The organism is Rothia endophytica (assembly GCF_928381505.1).
In the GTDB taxonomy this organism is placed as follows: Bacteria; Actinomycetota; Actinomycetes; order Actinomycetales; family Micrococcaceae; genus Rothia; species Rothia endophytica_A.
In genome coordinates this window covers 158621-176175 of the sequence record NZ_CAKMSJ010000005.1, presented here as the reverse complement: position 1 = coordinate 176175, position 17555 = coordinate 158621, and the positions used below count along the sequence as shown (strand labels likewise).

Here is a 17555-nt window from a genome sequence, read left to right as displayed (position 1 = left end):
TCTACAGTGAGGCAGCTAGCTGCCGCTTGAGAATCTTACCGGTGGGGCCAAGGGGCAGCTCTGAACGCAGCAGGAAACTTCGGGGGTACTTGTAGGAAGCGAGTTGCTGACGGCATAGGTCATCAAGTTCAGCAACAAGCTCATCACTTTCATCCTCGGTCAGATCCGCAGTGCGAGGCACGATGACCGCCACTATCTCTTCACCCACCTCCAGGTCGGCCTTGCCCACCACAGCAGCCAAGCTGACCTGCGGGTGGGTGTAGAGAACATCCTCAATTTCACGAGGGTAGACGCTGTTACCATTGCGCAAAATCATGTCCTTGAGACGGTCCACAATGTAGATATTGCCCTCACTATCTAGTCTGGCCACGTCCCCCGTTGCAAACCAATCACCGTCAAATACCGTCTTGTTAGCCTCAGCGTTCTGCCAGTAACCGGTCATCACATTAGGGCCGCTGACCCACAGCTGCCCCGGCTGGTCTATACCCAGCGGATGCCCCTGCTCGTCACGGACCTCAACCAGGACACCGGGCAGGGGGCGGCCCACCGAACCGATAACCAGGCCAAATTCAACCTGATTAAAAGACACTACCGGGGACGTTTCACTCAGCCCATAGCCTTCATAGACGGGAAAGCTAACTAAGCGGTCAATATCAGCGTGGACAGAGGACGGCAAGGCTGCCCCTCCGGAAATACCGAACCGTAGAGAGCCTCTCAGCCGATCCGCAAGTGCAGTATCTGTTTCCAGGTGGTTAGCTATAGCGCTGTACATGGAGGGCACCGCCGCAAAAACAGTGACCCCAGTATCTGCACACAAAGCCGCAGCACCCTGGGGAGTAAAACGGGGTAGCAGGGCAATGCTGGCTCCAGCAGCAAACACTGCATTCATCGATACGGTCTGCCCAAAAGCGTGAAAAAGGGGAAGCCCACCGAAGATGGTATCTGTTGGTTTAAAACCAAAAACCTGAGCACAGGAACGGGCGTTAGAAAGCATATTGGCGTGGCTTAGGGTTGCACCCTTAGGCTGGCCGGTTGTACCAGAAGTATAGAGCAGGACGGCGGGAGCATCAGCATCGACAGCGCAGGGTCTAAAGAGCGTTTCTGCCTTACCCTCAAAAATTAGGTTGCCATCAATAACCTCAACAGCACTAAGACCTCCATTAACCGCTGTCATATCAAGGTCAGCCAACTCACCGGCTACTCGGGTACCTGCCCAAACCACCAGTAGCCGGGCATCGGCGTCCTGCACCTGGTATTGAACCTCGCGGGCTGACAAAAGCGGATGCAGCGGCACAGCAATCGCGCCCAGAGCAAGCGTGGCATAGTAAAGAGCCACCATCTGAGGCACATTGGGCAGGGCAAGAGCTACACGATCACCGTGGCCTACTCCCCTATCAACCAGCCACCGGCGTGCAACGTCAACCTTGCCTACCAGCTCTTGATAGGTTAGCTGGCCGCCTTCCCATTGCAAGGCCACGTCCCGCGAAGATGCCTGCCGGGTCAGCAAAAAACAGAGATTACTCTGCTCGGTAGGTTCAGAGGTCAAAGACTGAGTCATCATACCCTTTCGGTTAGCCAACCTGCTTGGGACAATATCTTCCCACAAAGTGTGGACAAAGCCCTGTGAACACGGCGGCACAATCAGACAGACTGCTGGAAAAGTGCCGACAGGTTTGCGCAGTGTAAAGCTATCTGCCAAAGTATAGGCATGACAGATAACGCCCTCACCGAGACAGAACACGAATTCCTTAACTCGGTTTTCGATCTAGCCCGGGACAATAAGCCGGTAGCTCTCAAGTCACTTTTCGACCAGGGCGTGCCCGTTGACCTCACCAACGCCAAAGGCGACACTCTGCTCATTCTTGCTGCCTACCACCAGCACACCGACCTGGTACAGATCCTCATCAACGAAGGCGCTGATTTGGATCGGCTCAACGACCGGGGGCAAACTGCCCTGGTCTGCGCGGTCTTCCGCAACAACCTCCCCATCGCCCGCATGCTTCTGGACGCCGGAGCAGACGAAACCCTGGGCACCCAAACCCCAGCTCAGGTCGCCCAGTTCTTCGAGCTAGACGACATGCAAAAACTCTTCAGCTAACCCTTCTACCGCGAGGGAATAGACCTGATAGGCAAGTGGGCATGAATAAAGCCTGCTGGCTCGGGTCTGGCGTGAATTGCAGTGCGGGCTCCGGCTCAGCTAAGTAGCTGAGCCGGGGCCCGCACTGTAAGAGGGTCATCAGGCTTCAACCATGCCCGCTTGAATCTAACTAAGTAGCCCTATGCCGCCCAGCTGAGGAAGAGCTCAGCCACCCCTTCACCCCCGAGGGGATCACGAGTGATAACCATGACCGTATCATCACCGGCAATGGAGCCGAGCAACGGTTCAAGGCCAGCCTGGTCGATAGCAGATGCGAGGAACTGCGCCGCCCCGGGCGGGGTACGCAGGATCACCAGGTTGGCTGAAGCCTCAGCCGTAACCAGCAACTCCTTGAAGAGCCCCACCAACCGAGCGTCCGGGCCGTCCTGGGCACTGCGACGCACAGGGTGGTTGGGTACTGCGTAGATTAGCCCAGATTTTTCATCGCGTACCCGCTCAGCACCAATTTCAACGAGATCGCGGCTGAGGGTGGCTTGAGTAACCTTAAGACCGTCATCGGTGAGCAGCTGCGCTAGGTCAGCTTGCGAGCGCACCCGGTGGGTTTGCAGCAGCTCGATGATGCGAGCCTGGCGGGCAGTTTTGGTGGAAGGAATCGCCATTAATGTTCTTTCTAGTGAGTAAGAGCTGTGCGGTAATCGGCGGCTAGGCCAGATTCTGCCAGGAGGAAGGCTATGAGCGCTTTTTGAGCGTGAAGGCGGTTTTCTGCCTCGTCAAAGACAACCGAAACAGGCCCGTCAATAACTTCTGCGGTGACTTCGAAGCCGCGGTAGGCTGGCAGGCAGTGCAAGAAGATAGCGTCCTTAGCTGCCTGGCCCATCGCTGCGGTATCTACGGTATAGGGCTTGAAGATCTGAGCGCGGGCCTCTTTTTGGTCTTCCTGCCCCATAGAGACCCAGGTATCGGTAATGACTACATCAGCCCCAGCGAGGGCTTCTGCGGGGTCGGTGGTAACCAGGATTGACCCGCCGGTTTGCTGGGCACGGGCTTCTGCTTCTGCTACCACCTCGGGGGCGGGTAGGTAGCTGGACGGGCCGGCTACGCGCACGTGCATGCCGGCGGTAGCCCCACCCAGGAGGTAGGAGTTAGCCATGTTGTTGGCGGCATCCCCCAGGTAGACCATGATTTTACCCGCCAGCTCCCCGAGGTGCTCACGTACCGTCAGTAGATCAGCAAGGATCTGGCAGGGGTGGTAGTCATCGGAAAGAGCGTTGATGACCGGCACGGTAGAGTGCTGCGCCATTTCTTCAAGACCACTGTGTTCAAAGGTGCGCCAGATGATGGTTGAGACCATTCGACTAATGACTTTAGCCGTGTCTGAAACGCTTTCTTTATGCCCGATTTGTGCTTCACCCGGGTTCACGATGAGGGGGTTACCGCCCAATTCTGCGATACCGGTATGAAAGGAAAAACGGGTGCGGGTAGACGTCTTATCGAAGATTACCGCTGCTGTCTGCGGCCCAGCGAGAGGGGTAAAGCCAAAGCGGTCTGTCTTCATCTCAGCGGCAAGGTTCAGCACACGAGCCTGTTCGGCGGGGGTGAGATCGGTGTCTTTGAGGAAATGACGTACCACGATGGTCTCCTTTACTGGGGCTACGAGTGCACCCCAACGATTATATGCATGATTTTTAATATTTATTCGTTTGATGAATAGTGAGTTTGAGCGCGGCGCCCAGCCCTTACGCTTGGCGGGCCTGAGCAAGAATCTGGGTGAAGGCAACGATGAACTCATCAGCTTCTTCTTGGCTCAGAGTCAGGGCTGGAGCCAGACGCACAGTATTCTCATTGGGTGCATTGACGATGAAACCAGATTCTCGCGCAGCCACTACAAAGGCGGGGGCGAGCGGGGCTCCGGCGTCCGTCTTTGCCTCCTCTAGAACAATGCCGATGAGCAGACCAGCACCCCGGGTTGTTTGGACGCCGGATAGCTTCTCGAGCTGCTGGCGCAGATAGCTTCCCATATGTTCAGCATGCTCCAGCAGCCCTTCGGCCTCAATGATTTGCAGGGTGGCGAGTGCCGCGGCGGTAGCCAAAGGGTTACCACCAAAGGTGGTGCCGTGCATGCCGGCCTGGAGCGTTGCGGCATTTTCAGCTCCGACCACCATCATGGCACCCACCGGGAAACCTCCGCCCAGCCCCTTGGCCAGGGTGATGGCATCAGGAAGTTCACATGAGCCCAGCTCGCGGGTGTGTTCAAACCAGCGGCCGGTACGGCCCATGCCGGTTTGCACCTCATCAACAATGAGCAGGGAATTGTGCTGACGGGTCAACTCACGAGCCCGCGCCAGGTAACCTTCAGGTAGAGGTAGCACCCCTGCCTCACCCTGAATGGGCTCAACAATCAGCGCCGCGACGTCCTCGGTCAAGTGTTCTTCTAGCGCCTCAAGAGTGGCCGGGATGTGCTGGACGCCGCCAGGTAGGGGCGCGAAGGGCTGGCGGTAGGCGGGCTTATGGGTGAGGCTCAGAGCCCCGATGGTTCTACCGTGAAAGCCCTGTTCCAGCGCCAGGATGGTGCCCTTACCGTGCAGGTTGCCGTGGCGGCGAGCCAGCTTGTAGGCAGCCTCATTCGCTTCGGTGCCGGAGTTACAGAAGAAGACGCGGGCGTCCTCAGCACCCAGCAGACCGCGCAGATGCTGGGCTAGAGCCACCTGCTGCGGAGTGGTAAAAAAGTTAGAAACATGGGCCAGCGTAGCAGCCTGCTCCCCCACCGCCTTCACCCAAGCGGGGTGGGCATGGCCCAGAGCGTTAACGGCAATACCGCCAAGCAGGTCTAGGTAGGGATTGCCGTCTGCATCCCAGACGCGCGAGCCCTCACCGCGTACCAGCACCAGGGTGGGGTCACCAAAGACACCCAAGAGGTCGGTGGAATAGGTTTCAAGATAGTCTTGCTGGCTCACGTTTATCTCTTCTCTTCAGGCTCTAGTAGGTCACCGGTTCTACCCGGTAGTCAGCTTCTGGGTGCTTCCAGGCGCCCTCAGTCAGGCCGTCCGGGGTCAGCTGGGTGCCGATGCCAGTATCTGTAAAAATCTCAAGCAGGGGCGAGTGCGGCAGGCGTCCATCTACGATGGAAGCGCGCGGCACCCCCTGTTCTACCGCCTGTAGGCAGGCACCCATCTTGGGAATCATGCCAGACACAAGGCTGGGCATCATCTCCCGAAGTTCACTGACAGTAAGGGAGCTAATCAGAGAGCTACGGTCAGGCCAGTGGGCGTAAAGCCCCTCAACATCGGTCAGTACCACCAGCTTCTCAGCACCGAGCGCAGCGGCGACGGCGGCAGCGGCGGTATCAGCGTTAACGTTGAGGATTTCACCGGTGAGACCGGCCAGACCGTGGTCATGGTCCGGGTGCTTTTCGCGGTCGTGAACCTCGGGGGCAATCGATGAAATCACCGGGATTTTTCCGGCTTCAATCATGGAGGTAATAGCGGTGGTATTTACCCCTACCACTTCACCTACCAGCCCCAGGTCTGTCTCAACCCCATCAACCTGGGCTGTGATGCGTCGAGCGCGCAACAGCCCGCCGTCCTCACCGCTCATCGCAACAGCATAGGGGCCGTGACCGTTGATGTAGCTTACCAACTCGCGAGCCACCTGGCCGGTCAGTACCATGCGCACCACGTCCATTGCCTCAGGAGTGGTGTAGCGCAGACCGCCCCGGAACTCGCTCTCAATGCCCAGCTTGCCCAGCATGGCGGTAATCTGCGGCCCACCACCGTGCACTACTACCGGGCAAATACCGATAGTGCGTAAGAAAACCATGTCCTCAGCGAAAGCAGCGCGCAGATCCTCAGAAATCATGGCGTTGCCGCCGTATTTGAAGACCATAATCTTGCCGCGGAACTGCTGGATCCAGGGCAGGGCTTCGGTCAGGGTTTTAGCTTTTTCCTGCGCCGTATCAAAGCGGGCGGCGGCGTTGTTCTGCTGTGCCATGTCTTCTTTCTTGGCCGTGAGCGGGGTTCTTAACTGGAGTAGGCGCTGTTTTCGTGGACGTAGTCGTGGGTTAGGTCGTTGGTCCAGATGGTTGCCTGGTGCTCCCCTGCCCCCAGATCGATGTCTACGGTGACCCTGCGGTCAGCGGCCAAATCGACCAGGGAACGGTCTTCACCTATGCCACCGGCACGGCAGACCATCACGCCGTTGATGGTGACATTGACGTTTTCGGGCTCAAAGGTGGCACTGGTGGTGCCCACCTCAGAGAGGATGCGGCCCCAGTTAGGGTCGTTGCCAAAAATCGCCGTCTTAAAAAGGTTGGAGCGGGAAACCGCGCGGGAGACTTCCTCAGCCTCAGCTTCGGTAGCTGCCCCCAGGGTGCGCACGTGGATATCGTGGCTGGCTCCCTCGGCGTCGCCAATCAACTGAAGGGCAAGATCCTGGCAGATAGCGGTCAGTGCCTCGGTAAAGTCTTGCAGATCGGGGGTAACACCAGATTCCCCGGATGCCAGTAGCGCCACGGTATCGTTGGTGGACATACAGCCATCGGAGTCAGCCCGGTTGAAGCTCAAGCGGACGGCCTCGCGTAGCGCGGTATCAAGCTGCTGGCTGGTGAGGGCAGCATCGGTGGTCAGAACCACCAGCATGGTAGCCAACCCGGGTGCCAGCATGCCGGCGCCCTTGGCCATACCGCCAATGCGGTACGTTCCATCAGCCGCCGTTAGCTCCTGGCCAGCCAGCTTGTGCACGGTATCGGTGGTCATAATCGCCTGGGCTGACTCCTGGCAGGACGCCGCACCGGCACCCAGCGAAGCCACGGCTTCGCCAATACCGGCGCCCAACTTATCCATGGGTAGGCGCTGACCAATCATGCCGGTGGAACAGACCAGCACGTCCCCGGCTGAAACGCCCAGGACCTCTGCAACTTGCTCAGCACTGACGTGGGTGTCTTGAAAACCGGGTGAACCGGTGCAGGCGTTAGCCCCGCCCGAGTTGAGAAGAACCGCGTCCGCCCGCCCATCAGTGATAACCTGCTGGCTCCAGAGCACGGGCGCTGCAGCGAACTTATTGGTGGTGAAAACTGCGGCGGCGTTCTTCTGAGCCCCCTCATTAACCACCAGCGCTACATCTCGCTTACCAGCGACACTGGAAATCCCGGCGGCTACACCGGCAGCTCTGAAGCCGGCAGGGTAGGTAACCCCCTTGCTTTCGATGCCCTCAATGTGGTGCTTTAGATCGGTCACGGTGCCAGCCCTTCCTGCTCCAAGCCCAGCTCTTCACGCAGACCCAAAGCAATATTCATGGATTGAATGGCACCACCGGCGGTGCCCTTGGTCAGATTATCGATGACGCTGGTGACGATAACTCGCCCAGCGTGCTCGTCGAAGGCCAGTTGCATTTCAACGTGGTTAGAGCCCTGCACGCTCTTGGTGCTGGGCCACTGCCCCTCAGGGAGCAGGTGCACAAAGCGCTCACCCTCATAGGCCTTAGCCCAGGCGTCCCGCAGTTGGGCTTCGGTCACACCCGGCTTGACCCGAGCTGTACAGGTAGCCAGGATGCCGCGCGGCATGGGGGCAAGAGTGGGCGTGAAGGAAATCTGCACCCGCTCCCCCGCTGCTGCCGAAAGTTTCTCTTCAATCTCAGGGGTATGGCGGTGCGCCCCGCCTACGCCGTAGGGGCTCATGGAGCCCATGACCTCAGCCGAGAGCAGGTGAGACTTCAGACTCTTACCGGCCCCGCTGGTGCCGGACGCAGCCACGATAACGACGTCCTGAGGCTCTAAAAGGCCTGCAGAAAAACCGGGAGCCAGAGCAAGAATGGAGGACGTGGGGTAGCAGCCAGGCACAGCAATACGGCTTACGCCCTCAAGCTGCTCCCGTTGTTTTGGCCCTGCAGACGTCGGTAACTCTGGCAAACCATAAGGCCAGGTACCTGCGTGGTCGGTGCCGTAAAACTTCTGCCAAGCCTCCGCGTCATCTAAGCGGTGGTCGGCACCGGCATCAATCACCAGAGTGCCTTCAGGTAGCTGGGCGGCAACCGCGGCGCTGGCACCATGCGGCAAGGCGAGGAAAACAACATCGTGCCCAGACAGAGCCTCAGCGGTGGTATCAACAATCGTCAGGTCTGAGTACTTTCGCAGGTGAGGGGCAAGAGCCCCCAACTTCTGCCCAGCCGAAGAATGAGCGGCAACCGTCTTAACCTCCACGTGAGGGTGGGTTGCCAGCAAACGCAGGACCTCGCCACCGGCATAGCCGGTAGCACCAGAAACAGCTACTGTAATCGTCATGACACCATCTTTGCATTTTTTTGCAACGCAGTAAATATTTATACAGATTGTTTCGTGATGCGGACGCTTTAGCTCAGTCAGAGGCGGGCCAGGGTGGGTATGTGCTGGCCGGCCGGCCAGCGCATACCCACCCTAGCCCAAGCCCAGTACTGACAACTAGCCGTTAAAACCGAAAACTTAGAATTGGGAGTAGGCTTAAACCATGACTGATACCACAATGACCGCAGTACACCTTGAAGCAACCGGAGCGCCTGACGTTCTGGTTGCAGCCCAGCTCCCCCTACCTACTCCCAGCCCTACCCAGGTGCTGGTGAAGACTGCCGCGGTGGGCGTTAACTTCATTGAGACCTACCAGCGTGCCGGCGTCTACCCGGTACAGCTTCCTTTTGTTCCCGGTACTGAAGCTGCCGGTGAAGTGGTGGCGGTAGGTTCTGAGGTCACTCATTTTTCGGTTGGCAACCGGCTGGCTACTGCCAACGCAACCGCTACCTATGCTGAATATTTTCTAGTGGACCAAGAGCTCGCTGTTCCGGTACCCGAAAGCATCAGCTGGGAGGACGCCGCAGCCCTACCCCTCCAGGGTATGACGGCTCACTACCTCATCAACTCCACGTTCCGGGTGGAGCCGGGGCATAACGTCCTTATTCACGCCGGTGCAGGTGGGGTGGGCGGCATCGCCATTCAGTTGCTCAAGGCTCGTGGAGCCACGGTTTTCACCACGGTCTCCTCCGATGAGAAAGCTGAAATTGCGGCAGCCCACGGAGCCGACCATGTTCTGCGCTATGAAGGTTTTGCAGAAAATGTTAAAGACCTTACCGATGGCGCCGGTCTGGATGTCGTCTACGATGGCGTGGGTAAAGATACCTTTGAAAAGTCACTGACCGTGCTGAAAACCCGCGGCATGGCGGCGCTCTTTGGTGGGGCATCCGGCCAGGTAGCACCCTTTGATCTGCAAAAGCTCAACGAGCTAGGCTCTCTCTTTGTCACCCGCCCCACCCTGGCACACTACTCCCAGGACCGCCAGGAAATTAGCTGGCGCATGGGTGAGCTCTTTGACGCAATTGAAACTGGTGACCTGCAGCTGACCGTGGACCAGACCTTCCCCCTTGAGCAGGCAGCGGAAGCTCACACCTATCTAGAGGCTCGGAAGACCCGCGGCAAGGTACTCCTCCTCCCCTAGCTCTTGGCTAAACGGATGTAACCTTTTGAACGGCTCGGGGTGGGAACATGGAAAGGGGCGCTCGTTTCTTCTGTGAAACGAGCGCCCCTTGTCTTCTCGTCAGTCTTAGAGTTCTTCTTTTTTCTTGCGGATCATGAAGAAGGTGCCGACTACTCCGGCGCCAAAGACCAGGATGGCGCCGCCCAGTTTGAGCATGGCGTTAGTTTTCTGGGAATCTACAGTACTTTCGGTAACGGGCACCAGGGTGCCGGTTTCACCGGTGCGAGCGACCGTGAGATTACCCTCAGCATTTTCAACAAGTAGTGCATCGACCTGTTCGGGGAAGTCGCTCTTGACGCGCCCGGTCTGGGAGCCCCGGAACTTAACGCCCTGGTTGGGGCCAACTGAAACTGAATCCGCTACATCAGAGACAAAGGTCTTATCGGTCATGGCTTCATCATCGGGAAGGGCTCCCGCGTAGATACCCACGTTGTTATCGCCCTGCAGGTCCCTGGTGAGATCTTCAAGGGTGCCTTGGATAACCCAGGACTTGTTTTCGTAGCCCTCATTTTCGCGGGCTTCGCTGTAGGTGCGTACGCCGCTAACAAGCAGGAGCAGGGCAATCAGCGACACCAGTAGCATGAGCCCCGCTGCAATGAGCTTGGGTAGGATGGGGCCGCGAGTTTCCTCAAGCTCATCTTCATCGTTGAGGCCAAAGAACCCGTCTGAGCGCTCACCGGCAAGGAGGTCTTCTCCCTGTAGGTTGTCATTGTTTTCTGGTTCGCGCTGTTGGCTCACTGTGTCGCTTTCGTTGGATAAGTGTTTACTCGGTTGGCCAGGTGGTCTTTCAAGACTACTTGAGCGCAAAGAGGGGCGGCAACCCGGGCGCGGGGTGCGCTAAAACTTTCTTCTACACTTTTGTGGGTGGAGAAGTGATGAGCACCCGGCTTCTGCCCGCCTTGGGTAGGCGGGCAGAAGCCGGGTGCAGCAAGTAACGCTTGAGCTAGGCCTTAGCGCTGGACAGCGCCGAATCGCTCTGCGGCGACAGCTACACCGGCCGAGCGTGCCTCGCTTGCCTCATCTGCCGTCAGCGTACGGTCGGTTGCACGGAAGCGCAGGGCGAAGGCCAGGGACTTCTTACCCTCGTCGATGCCAGCGCCGCGGTAGTCGTCAAAAACGCGGACGTCTTCGAGCAGCTCCCCTGCGCCCTCAGCCAGGGCCGTGGCAACTGCCTTTGCCGGGACGTCAGCGTCAACGATCAGCGCGACGTCCTGGTTGGTGGCCGGGTAGCCGAAGATACCGGTGGCGATGGTGGGGCCGCCGCGGCTGTCCAGCAGTGCTGAGAAGTTGAGCTCGAAAGCGGCAGTACGCTCGGGCATATCCAGTTCAGCAAGGAGCTTGGGGTGCAGTTCACCGGCGTAGCCGATGACGGTGCCATCGGCTAAGGCCAGGGCTGCGGTACGGCCAGGATGGAAGGCCTGGTGTTCGCCCTTGGCAACTTCCAGCCTCACACCGATAACATCTGCAACCAAGGTGGCAGAGTCAAGGGCATCACGCCAGTCCAGCGGGTTGGGAACAGTGCCGGGGGTTTCTTCGTGCTCCAGGCCGCAGAAAAGACCTGCAATATGGCGGGGCTGTGCGGGGATGCCTGCGTTGAGGTCAGCCAGTACCTCGTCCGAGGGGCGCACACCCAGACCGGGGATCTGAGCTGAACCGTGTTGCGCGCCGGGGATGAAGACATGCCCTGTTTCGTAGATCGCCAGGTTCTTGAAGCCGCGGGACAGGTTGCGCTTCAGTACCTCGGTTAGCCCGGGGAGTAGCGAACGGCGCATCCAGCCCTGCTGGGAAGCAATGGGGTTAGCCAGTCGTATCGATTCTACGGTTTCACCAGCAACGGGGCTAGCCCAGAGGTTGTTGTCATCCTCAGAAACAAAGGGGTAAGCCGATACCTCGGTCAAGCCCGACGCTGCCAGCACGTTAAGGGCACGGCGGCGCAGGAGCTGCTCTGTGCTCAGGCCCTTGCCGGGGGGTGCCACGGGCAGGGTTGAGGGGATCAGGTCGTAACCGACCAGGCGCGCGATCTCCTCGGTGAGGTGCTCCTTGTCGGTCAGGTCAGGGCGCCAGGACGGCGCGGTGACGCGGTAGCCCGTCTCGGTGCGCTCTACTGTGGCGCCGATCTGCTCCAAGGAGTCAGTAATCTGAGCTTCGGTGTAGTCAATGCCGATGCGGTCTGCGGTGTAGTCTGCAGGCAGGTCAATGACGGTGGGTTTGAAGGTAGAGCCGGTATCGGTCACGCCTTCTTCCACTGTGGCACCGGCCAGCTCGACTAGCAGGTCGACGGCTCGCTGGGCGGCTGCTGACTGGAGTTGGGGGTCAACACCACGCTCAAAACGCTTGGAGGCATCAGATGAGAGCTTGTGACGGCGGGAGGTACGGGCAATCGAGACCTCATCAAAGCGGGCAGCTTCGATAATGATGCTGGTGGTCGCATCGCTCACTTCCGTGTTGGCTCCACCCATGACGCCGGCAAGACCAATGGGGCCTGACACGTCGGTAATCAGCAGGTCCTCGGTGTGGAGCTCGCGTACCTTTTCATCCAGGGTTGTGAGCTTCTCCCCAGCCTCGGCACGGCGTACGGTGATACCACCGTCCAGCTTGTCTGCATCGTAGAAGTGCAAGGGCTGGCCGGTTTCGAGCATCACGTAGTTGGAAATATCAACCGGTAGTGAGATGGAGCGGACTCCCGCCAGGCGCAGGCGTGATGACATCCAGGTGGGCACGGGGGCTGCTGCGTTGACGCCAGAGACCTTGCGGGTCACAAAGCGGGTGCAGCCGTCCTTGCCATGGATGGGGGCAGAGTCAGTGAGGGCGACGGGCAGACCATTAGCGTTAGCCGCAGGTGCCTTGGCAGCCAGATCAAGCACGAAGTCATCAAAGGTCTCACCGGTCGCATGGCAGTACTCGCGGGCGATACCGCGAATGGAGAAGCCGTAGCCGCGGTCGGGGGTGACGTTGACTTCTGCTGCCTGATCGTAGAGACCCAGCAGTTCCATGGCGTCCGAGCCAAGTTCTGGGTCAAGGCCCAGGGTGGAGAGCACCAGGATGCCGTCGTGGTCATCGCCAATACCGAGCTCGCGCACGGAGGCAATCATGCCAGCGGACTTGTGGCCGTAGGTCTTGCGGGCGGTGATAGCAAAACCACCGGGCAGGACGGCGCCGGGTAGGGTTACGACGACCTTGTCGCTGGGCTTGAAGTTGTGGGCACCGCAGATAATGCCCTGCACGCCAGATTCTTCAATGCCCTTGCCAGTCAGAGTCTGGGTCTGACCTTCGGGAACCACGCGCACCTGGCACCAGTTCACGGTCTTACCGTTGGAGTGGGTTTCAGGTTCCATCGAGAGCACCTGGCCGACCACGATGGGGCCGGTGAGCTCGTCGGTGGGGCGGTGGACGTCTTCTTCTTCAAGGCCAACCTTAACCAGGGTTGCCATGACATCTTCGGCGGTTGCGTCTGCCGGGACGGGCGCGTATTCACGCAGCCAGGAAAGGGGAATTCGCATTGGGTTAGATCTCCATCTTGAACTGCTGTGAGAAACGGATGTCGCCTTCGATCATGTCGCGCATGTCTTGAACGCCGTTGCGGAACATGAGGGTACGTTCGATGCCCATGCCGAAGGCGAAGCCGGAGTAGACATCGGGGTCCAGGCCTGCTGCCCGCAGGACGTTGGGGTTGACCATGCCACAGCCGCCCCATTCAATCCAGCGGGGGCCGCCCTTGGCGTCCGGGTGCCAGACGTCCAGCTCAGCGGAAGGTTCGGTAAAGGGGAAGAAGTTGGGGCGCAGACGGATCTTGGCATCGTCGCCGAACATGGCGCGTGCCATGTGTTCCAGGGTGCCCTTGAGGTCAGCCATGGTAAGGCTCTTGTCGACTGCCAGACCCTCGATCTGGTGGAAGACCGGGGTGTGGGTGGCATCCAGCTCGTCAGTGCGGTAGACCTTGCCAGGGCAAACAATATAGAGAGGCACATCGCGAGTCAGCAGCGAGCGCATCTGCACCGGTGAGGTGTGGGTACGCAACATCAGGTGTGAGCTGACCGGCTCCACGAAGAAGGTGTCCTGCAGTTCGCGGGCGGGGTGGTCCGGCGGGAAGTTGAGGGAGTCAAAGTTGTACCACTCTGATTCCAGCTCGGGGCCATCGGCGACTTCCCAGCCCATGCCAACGAAGATGTCACACATCTGCTCTTGCAGGACGTTGATAGGGTGGCGGCCACCCACGCGACGGCGCGGGGTGTGAGCAGTGACGTCCACTGCCTCTTCCACGAGAATGCGAGCAGCGCGCTCTTCTTCAAGCTCAGCGTTGCGGGTCTCTAGCGCCTTAGCTAAGCGCCCACGAGCCTGGCCCATGAGCTTACCAACCTCAGCTTTGTGCTCTTTGGCCAGATCTCGCATCTGCTTATTGGCGAGGGTGAAACCACCCTTGTCGCCGATGAATTCAAGGCGAATACGCTTGAGGGCCTCAAAGTCGTTTGCTTGCCCGCTAATGGCAGCAAGCGCTCGTTCCAGCTCCGAGGCAAAAGCCTGCTGTACAGTTTTTAGGCCCGTCTCGGGGTCTTGCTCAAGAATGGTGCGAATATTAGCCAGTACCTGAAAGCCAGTGGGGTTTTCGGGCACCTCGGGCAAAGAATTAGTCATAGACCCATCTCTTCACGTGTGTGGTTGGCGGGCGCAGGGCTTATCGCCAGGCGCCCAGGGCATCAATCCACTATTTTAGTGCACTTTGGGCGTGCGACATAAAGAAGCGCCCCGCTGATAGCAACGGGACGCTAAGGTGAGTGGGTTTAGGTCTTAGTGAACATAGCCAGTGCGCTTTGTCATCAGCTGGTCGAGGCATACCTCTTACTTCAAGCATCGCATGACAGACGCTAAAGAAACAACACTGACTCCCACATACTTCACCAGGTTACCTAACCAACCGTCGCACCAAAGAGGAGCCCCAGCAGGTAGGTTGCTAGCGCTGCACCGTACCCAATCGCCAGCTGGCGTAGACCCCTCTTCATCGGTGAGGCACCAGAGAGCAGTCCCACTACACCGCCGGTAATCATGAGGGCGATACCGACTAGCACTAGAGAGAGCACCATAGCGAAGGTGCCACTGGCCCCAAAGATGTAGGGCAGAATCGGCACCAGGGCACCGGACGCGAAGAAGGCGAAGCTTGAGGCTGAAGCACCGATATCTGAGCCGAGAGCACCGTGTTCTTCTTCTTGTTCTTCTCCCTCAATAACATCCTTGAAAGACAGCGATGGGTCGCAGTCACAGTCAAAGTGCCCAAAACGTTCCATGGCACGGTGCTGGGCGGCTTCCTCACTCATGCCGCGTGCCTTGTAAATGAGTACCAGTTCATTCTGATCAATATCAAGATCCTTGGCTACCGACAGGGTCACCTGGGTGGGTCGGGAAGCGTCCAACAGTTCGCGCTGCGAGCGCACCGACACGAATTCACCGGCCGCCATGGAGAGCGCACCTGCCAGCAAACCTGCGATACCGGAGAGTAGGATCATCGAGCTAGAGACACCCGATGCACCGATACCCATAATGAGAGCTACGTTAGAGACCAGCCCATCATTAGCGCCAAAGACGGCGGCGCGGAAGTTACCCGACAGTTTTTCGCGTCCGCTGGTTGAGAGCGCTCGAATAATTTCTTCGTGGATCGCTTCATCGGCCGCCATCGCTTCGGTGGCGTCCGGATCCTCACTGTAGGGTGAGCGCCCCTCTGCACGCTGGGCAAGAGCGAGAACGAAAACGGTACCGAAGTTTTTGGCAAGCAGTTCAAGGAGTTTGGCAGAAGCGGACGGACGCGGCTCGGGATGGGCGTGCTCCCCCAGAAGGGCCCGCCAGTGGTCCTGGTGCCGCTTTTCAGCGTCAGCCACTGACTGCAAGATTTCTGCCTCGTGGCCTGAGGAAAGTTTTGCCAGAGCTGTGTAAACCTGGGCTTCAGAGATCTCTTCTGCCAAGTAGCGGCGCCACCTGCGAATTTGAGCGGGAGTGGGGTTAATGGCAGCGTGGTGAAGCTGGTCTGGGTGCGGGGTACTGGGCATAAGCTCGCTGTCTGTTCAGTCAGTGATGGTGCCGGTAGACCCTACCGTTATGTGGGCACACACTCCGGCAGCGGCTACCCACGTCACTGGGGTGAAAGTCGTCTGCCGAAGGTCTTGCTCGCCTGCCGGCATCTGGGGTGATACAGCAGGTGGTGCACCGGGTTTGAAAAGCAACCAGTATGTCGATACACCGCTTGGGCACCTGCAAGGTGCCAGTGTGGGAGCTACTCCCCTTCGTTTCTTCACCATAGTAGTTGATGATGCAAGTAAGGCAAAGCCCCCGGTCTCAGATGAGGCCAGGGGCACAGTCTTCAGCGGTGCTGGGTGATAGCGTTTAGAGGCCCAGCAATGCTCTGATGATGGGCAGATTAGCCGGAATCCAGGCAACCTTGGGGAGATCAGAATCAAGTGGGAACCATTCCAGAGCCAGGTGATCCTGAAGCGTAGCCGGTTGGCCGTCGGTTATTTCAGCCAGCCAGACGCGCATGGCAGCCTTCTCGTTCAGAGGCCACCCCTGCGGGTGCGGGCCGCTGATTTCGCGGCCCGGGGCAATCTCTACGCCTAACTCTTCGACCAGCTCACGTTTCAGTGCGTCCTGGCAACTCTCTTGCGATTCAACCTTCCCGCCGGGGAATTCCCAAAGACCAGCCAGAGCAGGCGGCGCAGACCGTTGCCCCAGCAGTATACGGGTGGGGTTCTGCAGCGAATCAACCAGTGCAGCACCCACCACCTGAACAGGGTAAACCGTGTCAGTCATAGAACTAGCCCTACCCTCTGAGTTTACTGCTTGCGGTTTTGAGCCAGCGCCGAAGCGTAGAGACAAACGCCAGCAGCCATACCCACATTCAGAGACTCAGCAGCACCGTGGATGGGCACCGCCACTCGCAACGAGGCGGCAGCTTTCTCTTCATCGTTAAGGCCCTGAGCTTCATTACCGAACAGCCACATGGTGGGTGCCGCAAGGTCGTATTTGACCTTCTTGCGCGGCTCAACACCAGCGCGGGCCGCAAAAGCGGCGTCCTGCAGGTCATCAAGGCTAACTCGCCCGTATCCGTCAGCAGCCAGCACACCAATGCCCTGGCCCTTGGCGTCCTCGGCAAAATCTTCTAGATCGATGCCCTGCAACAAAGGCAGGTGGAAGAGAGAGCCGGCGGTGGAGCGCACAGCCTTGGGGTTGTAAAGGTCAACGGTTCCCTTGGTGGTGATAATCAGGTCAGCACCGGCAGCGTCAGCCGCGCGCACGATGGTGCCCGCGTTGCCAGGGTCCTGCACACGGGTCAGCACAGCAACCAGCTTGGGGTTGATAGCGCCCTCACCCCAGATATCAGCCGGAGAAATTTCCTGCTGGAAAGCAACAGCAACAATACCCTGCGGGGTCACCGCTTCAGCCATCGCCGCCAGAACCTCGTCGGTCACCATACGCATAAAGACCTTGCGCCCCGGCTCGGGGGTGGGGCTACCGTGCACTTCCTCCAGCAGCTCAACCAGATCCTCATGGCGGTCAAAAGCTTTCTCAGTAATGTAGACCGCATCCAGCAGGGGCTTCTTCTGGTGAGCCAGCAGCGCCTCGCGCACCGCCTGCGGCCCCTCAACAAGGAACTGACCGCTCTTGGCGCGACCGCTACGGTTAGCTAGCTTGGCCACATCCTTCACACGATCAGCGAAGGGGTTGTTCATAATGACGGGGGTAGCAAGACGCTCAAAAAAATCCATAGCCTCCATTGTCTCACGGCCACCGCAGCCAAGCAGCCAGGTGTGGGCAAGAGCGCAAAGACCTGGCGCTGGTAGAAGGCTGAGGGGTGTAATGGGCGAGCTAACTACAGGTGAGGAGGAGGGGGTATATCTGCCAGCTGGTCGGGGCTGGCGTGAATTACGGGCGAGCGCCCCGCGCCAGCCCCTAAGAGGGTCAGCTGGCGGATATACCCCTCC

The 17555-nt window shown here is 58.9% G+C and carries 15 protein-coding genes; 2 read left to right on the top strand and 13 right to left on the bottom strand.

What is annotated here, in order from left to right:
* Nucleotide 1: 1 nt before the first annotated feature.
* Nucleotides 2-1561 (bottom strand): AMP-binding protein, encoded by a 1560-nt coding sequence (locus L6990_RS07990; protein WP_237203583.1) that lies wholly within the window; start codon nt 1559-1561, stop codon nt 2-4.
* A 147-nt stretch (nt 1562-1708) separates the two neighbouring features.
* Here L6990_RS07990 and L6990_RS07985 point away from each other — a divergent pair, with 147 nt between their 5' ends.
* A complete protein-coding gene (locus L6990_RS07985) occupies nt 1709-2098 on the top strand; it encodes an ankyrin repeat domain-containing protein (protein ID WP_237203582.1) in 390 nt (129 codons plus the stop codon).
* Nucleotides 2099-2277: 179 nt separating this feature from the next.
* Here L6990_RS07985 and L6990_RS07980 read toward each other — a convergent pair whose 3' ends face one another.
* The 6 genes from L6990_RS07980 to argC all read right to left on the bottom strand — a co-directional run bounded on the left by L6990_RS07980 (nt 2278) and on the right by argC (nt 8372).
* On the bottom strand, nt 2278-2757 hold the full coding sequence (locus L6990_RS07980; RefSeq protein WP_237203581.1) for an arginine repressor: 480 nt from the start codon (nt 2755-2757) through the stop codon (nt 2278-2280).
* Nucleotides 2758-2768: 11 nt separating this feature from the next.
* Nucleotides 2769-3728 (bottom strand): ornithine carbamoyltransferase, encoded by a 960-nt coding sequence (argF, locus tag L6990_RS07975; protein WP_237203580.1) that lies wholly within the window; start codon nt 3726-3728, stop codon nt 2769-2771.
* 106 nt (nt 3729-3834) lie between these two features.
* Nucleotides 3835-5052, bottom strand: a complete 1218-nt coding sequence (locus L6990_RS07970) for an acetylornithine transaminase (protein WP_237203579.1) — start codon at nt 5050-5052, stop codon at nt 3835-3837.
* Nucleotides 5053-5074: 22 nt separating this feature from the next.
* On the bottom strand, nt 5075-6085 hold the full coding sequence (gene argB, locus L6990_RS07965; protein WP_237203578.1) for an acetylglutamate kinase: 1011 nt from the start codon (nt 6083-6085) through the stop codon (nt 5075-5077).
* Between the two features lie 29 nt (nt 6086-6114).
* A complete protein-coding gene (gene argJ / locus L6990_RS07960) occupies nt 6115-7329 on the bottom strand; it encodes a bifunctional glutamate N-acetyltransferase/amino-acid acetyltransferase ArgJ (protein WP_237203577.1) in 1215 nt (404 codons plus the stop codon).
* A complete protein-coding gene (gene argC, locus L6990_RS07955) occupies nt 7326-8372 on the bottom strand; it encodes an N-acetyl-gamma-glutamyl-phosphate reductase (RefSeq protein WP_237203576.1) in 1047 nt (348 codons plus the stop codon). The genes argJ and argC overlap by 4 nt, the downstream gene beginning before the upstream one ends.
* Nucleotides 8373-8574: 202 nt before the next feature.
* On the opposite strand from argC, the gene L6990_RS07950 reads away from it, so the two are divergent.
* A complete protein-coding gene (locus tag L6990_RS07950) occupies nt 8575-9552 on the top strand; it encodes a quinone oxidoreductase family protein (protein ID WP_237203575.1) in 978 nt (325 codons plus the stop codon).
* 105 nt (nt 9553-9657) lie between these two features.
* Here the strand turns inward: L6990_RS07950 and L6990_RS07945 are convergent, their stop codons facing one another.
* From L6990_RS07945 to L6990_RS07920, 6 genes are all read right to left on the bottom strand, one after another.
* Complete coding sequence (locus L6990_RS07945) at nt 9658-10329, bottom strand: hypothetical protein (RefSeq protein WP_237203574.1); 672 nt, start codon at nt 10327-10329, stop codon at nt 9658-9660.
* Between the two features lie 212 nt (nt 10330-10541).
* Nucleotides 10542-13091, bottom strand: coding sequence for a phenylalanine--tRNA ligase subunit beta (gene pheT, locus L6990_RS07940; protein WP_237203573.1), 2550 nt, complete (start codon nt 13089-13091; stop codon nt 10542-10544).
* 4 nt (nt 13092-13095) lie between these two features.
* On the bottom strand, nt 13096-14223 hold the full coding sequence (gene pheS, locus L6990_RS07935; RefSeq protein WP_237203572.1) for a phenylalanine--tRNA ligase subunit alpha: 1128 nt from the start codon (nt 14221-14223) through the stop codon (nt 13096-13098).
* Between the two features lie 272 nt (nt 14224-14495).
* Complete coding sequence (locus tag L6990_RS07930; RefSeq protein WP_237203571.1) at nt 14496-15626, bottom strand: VIT1/CCC1 transporter family protein; 1131 nt, start codon at nt 15624-15626, stop codon at nt 14496-14498.
* 334 nt (nt 15627-15960) lie between these two features.
* Nucleotides 15961-16383 carry a (deoxy)nucleoside triphosphate pyrophosphohydrolase gene (locus L6990_RS07925; RefSeq protein WP_237203570.1) on the bottom strand — a complete coding sequence of 141 codons (423 nt, stop codon included), beginning with the start codon at nt 16381-16383 and terminating at the stop codon, nt 15961-15963.
* 23 nt (nt 16384-16406) lie between these two features.
* Nucleotides 16407-17339, bottom strand: coding sequence for a TrmH family RNA methyltransferase (locus L6990_RS07920; protein ID WP_237203569.1), 933 nt, complete (start codon nt 17337-17339; stop codon nt 16407-16409).
* Between the last annotated feature and the right edge of the window lie 216 nt (nt 17340-17555).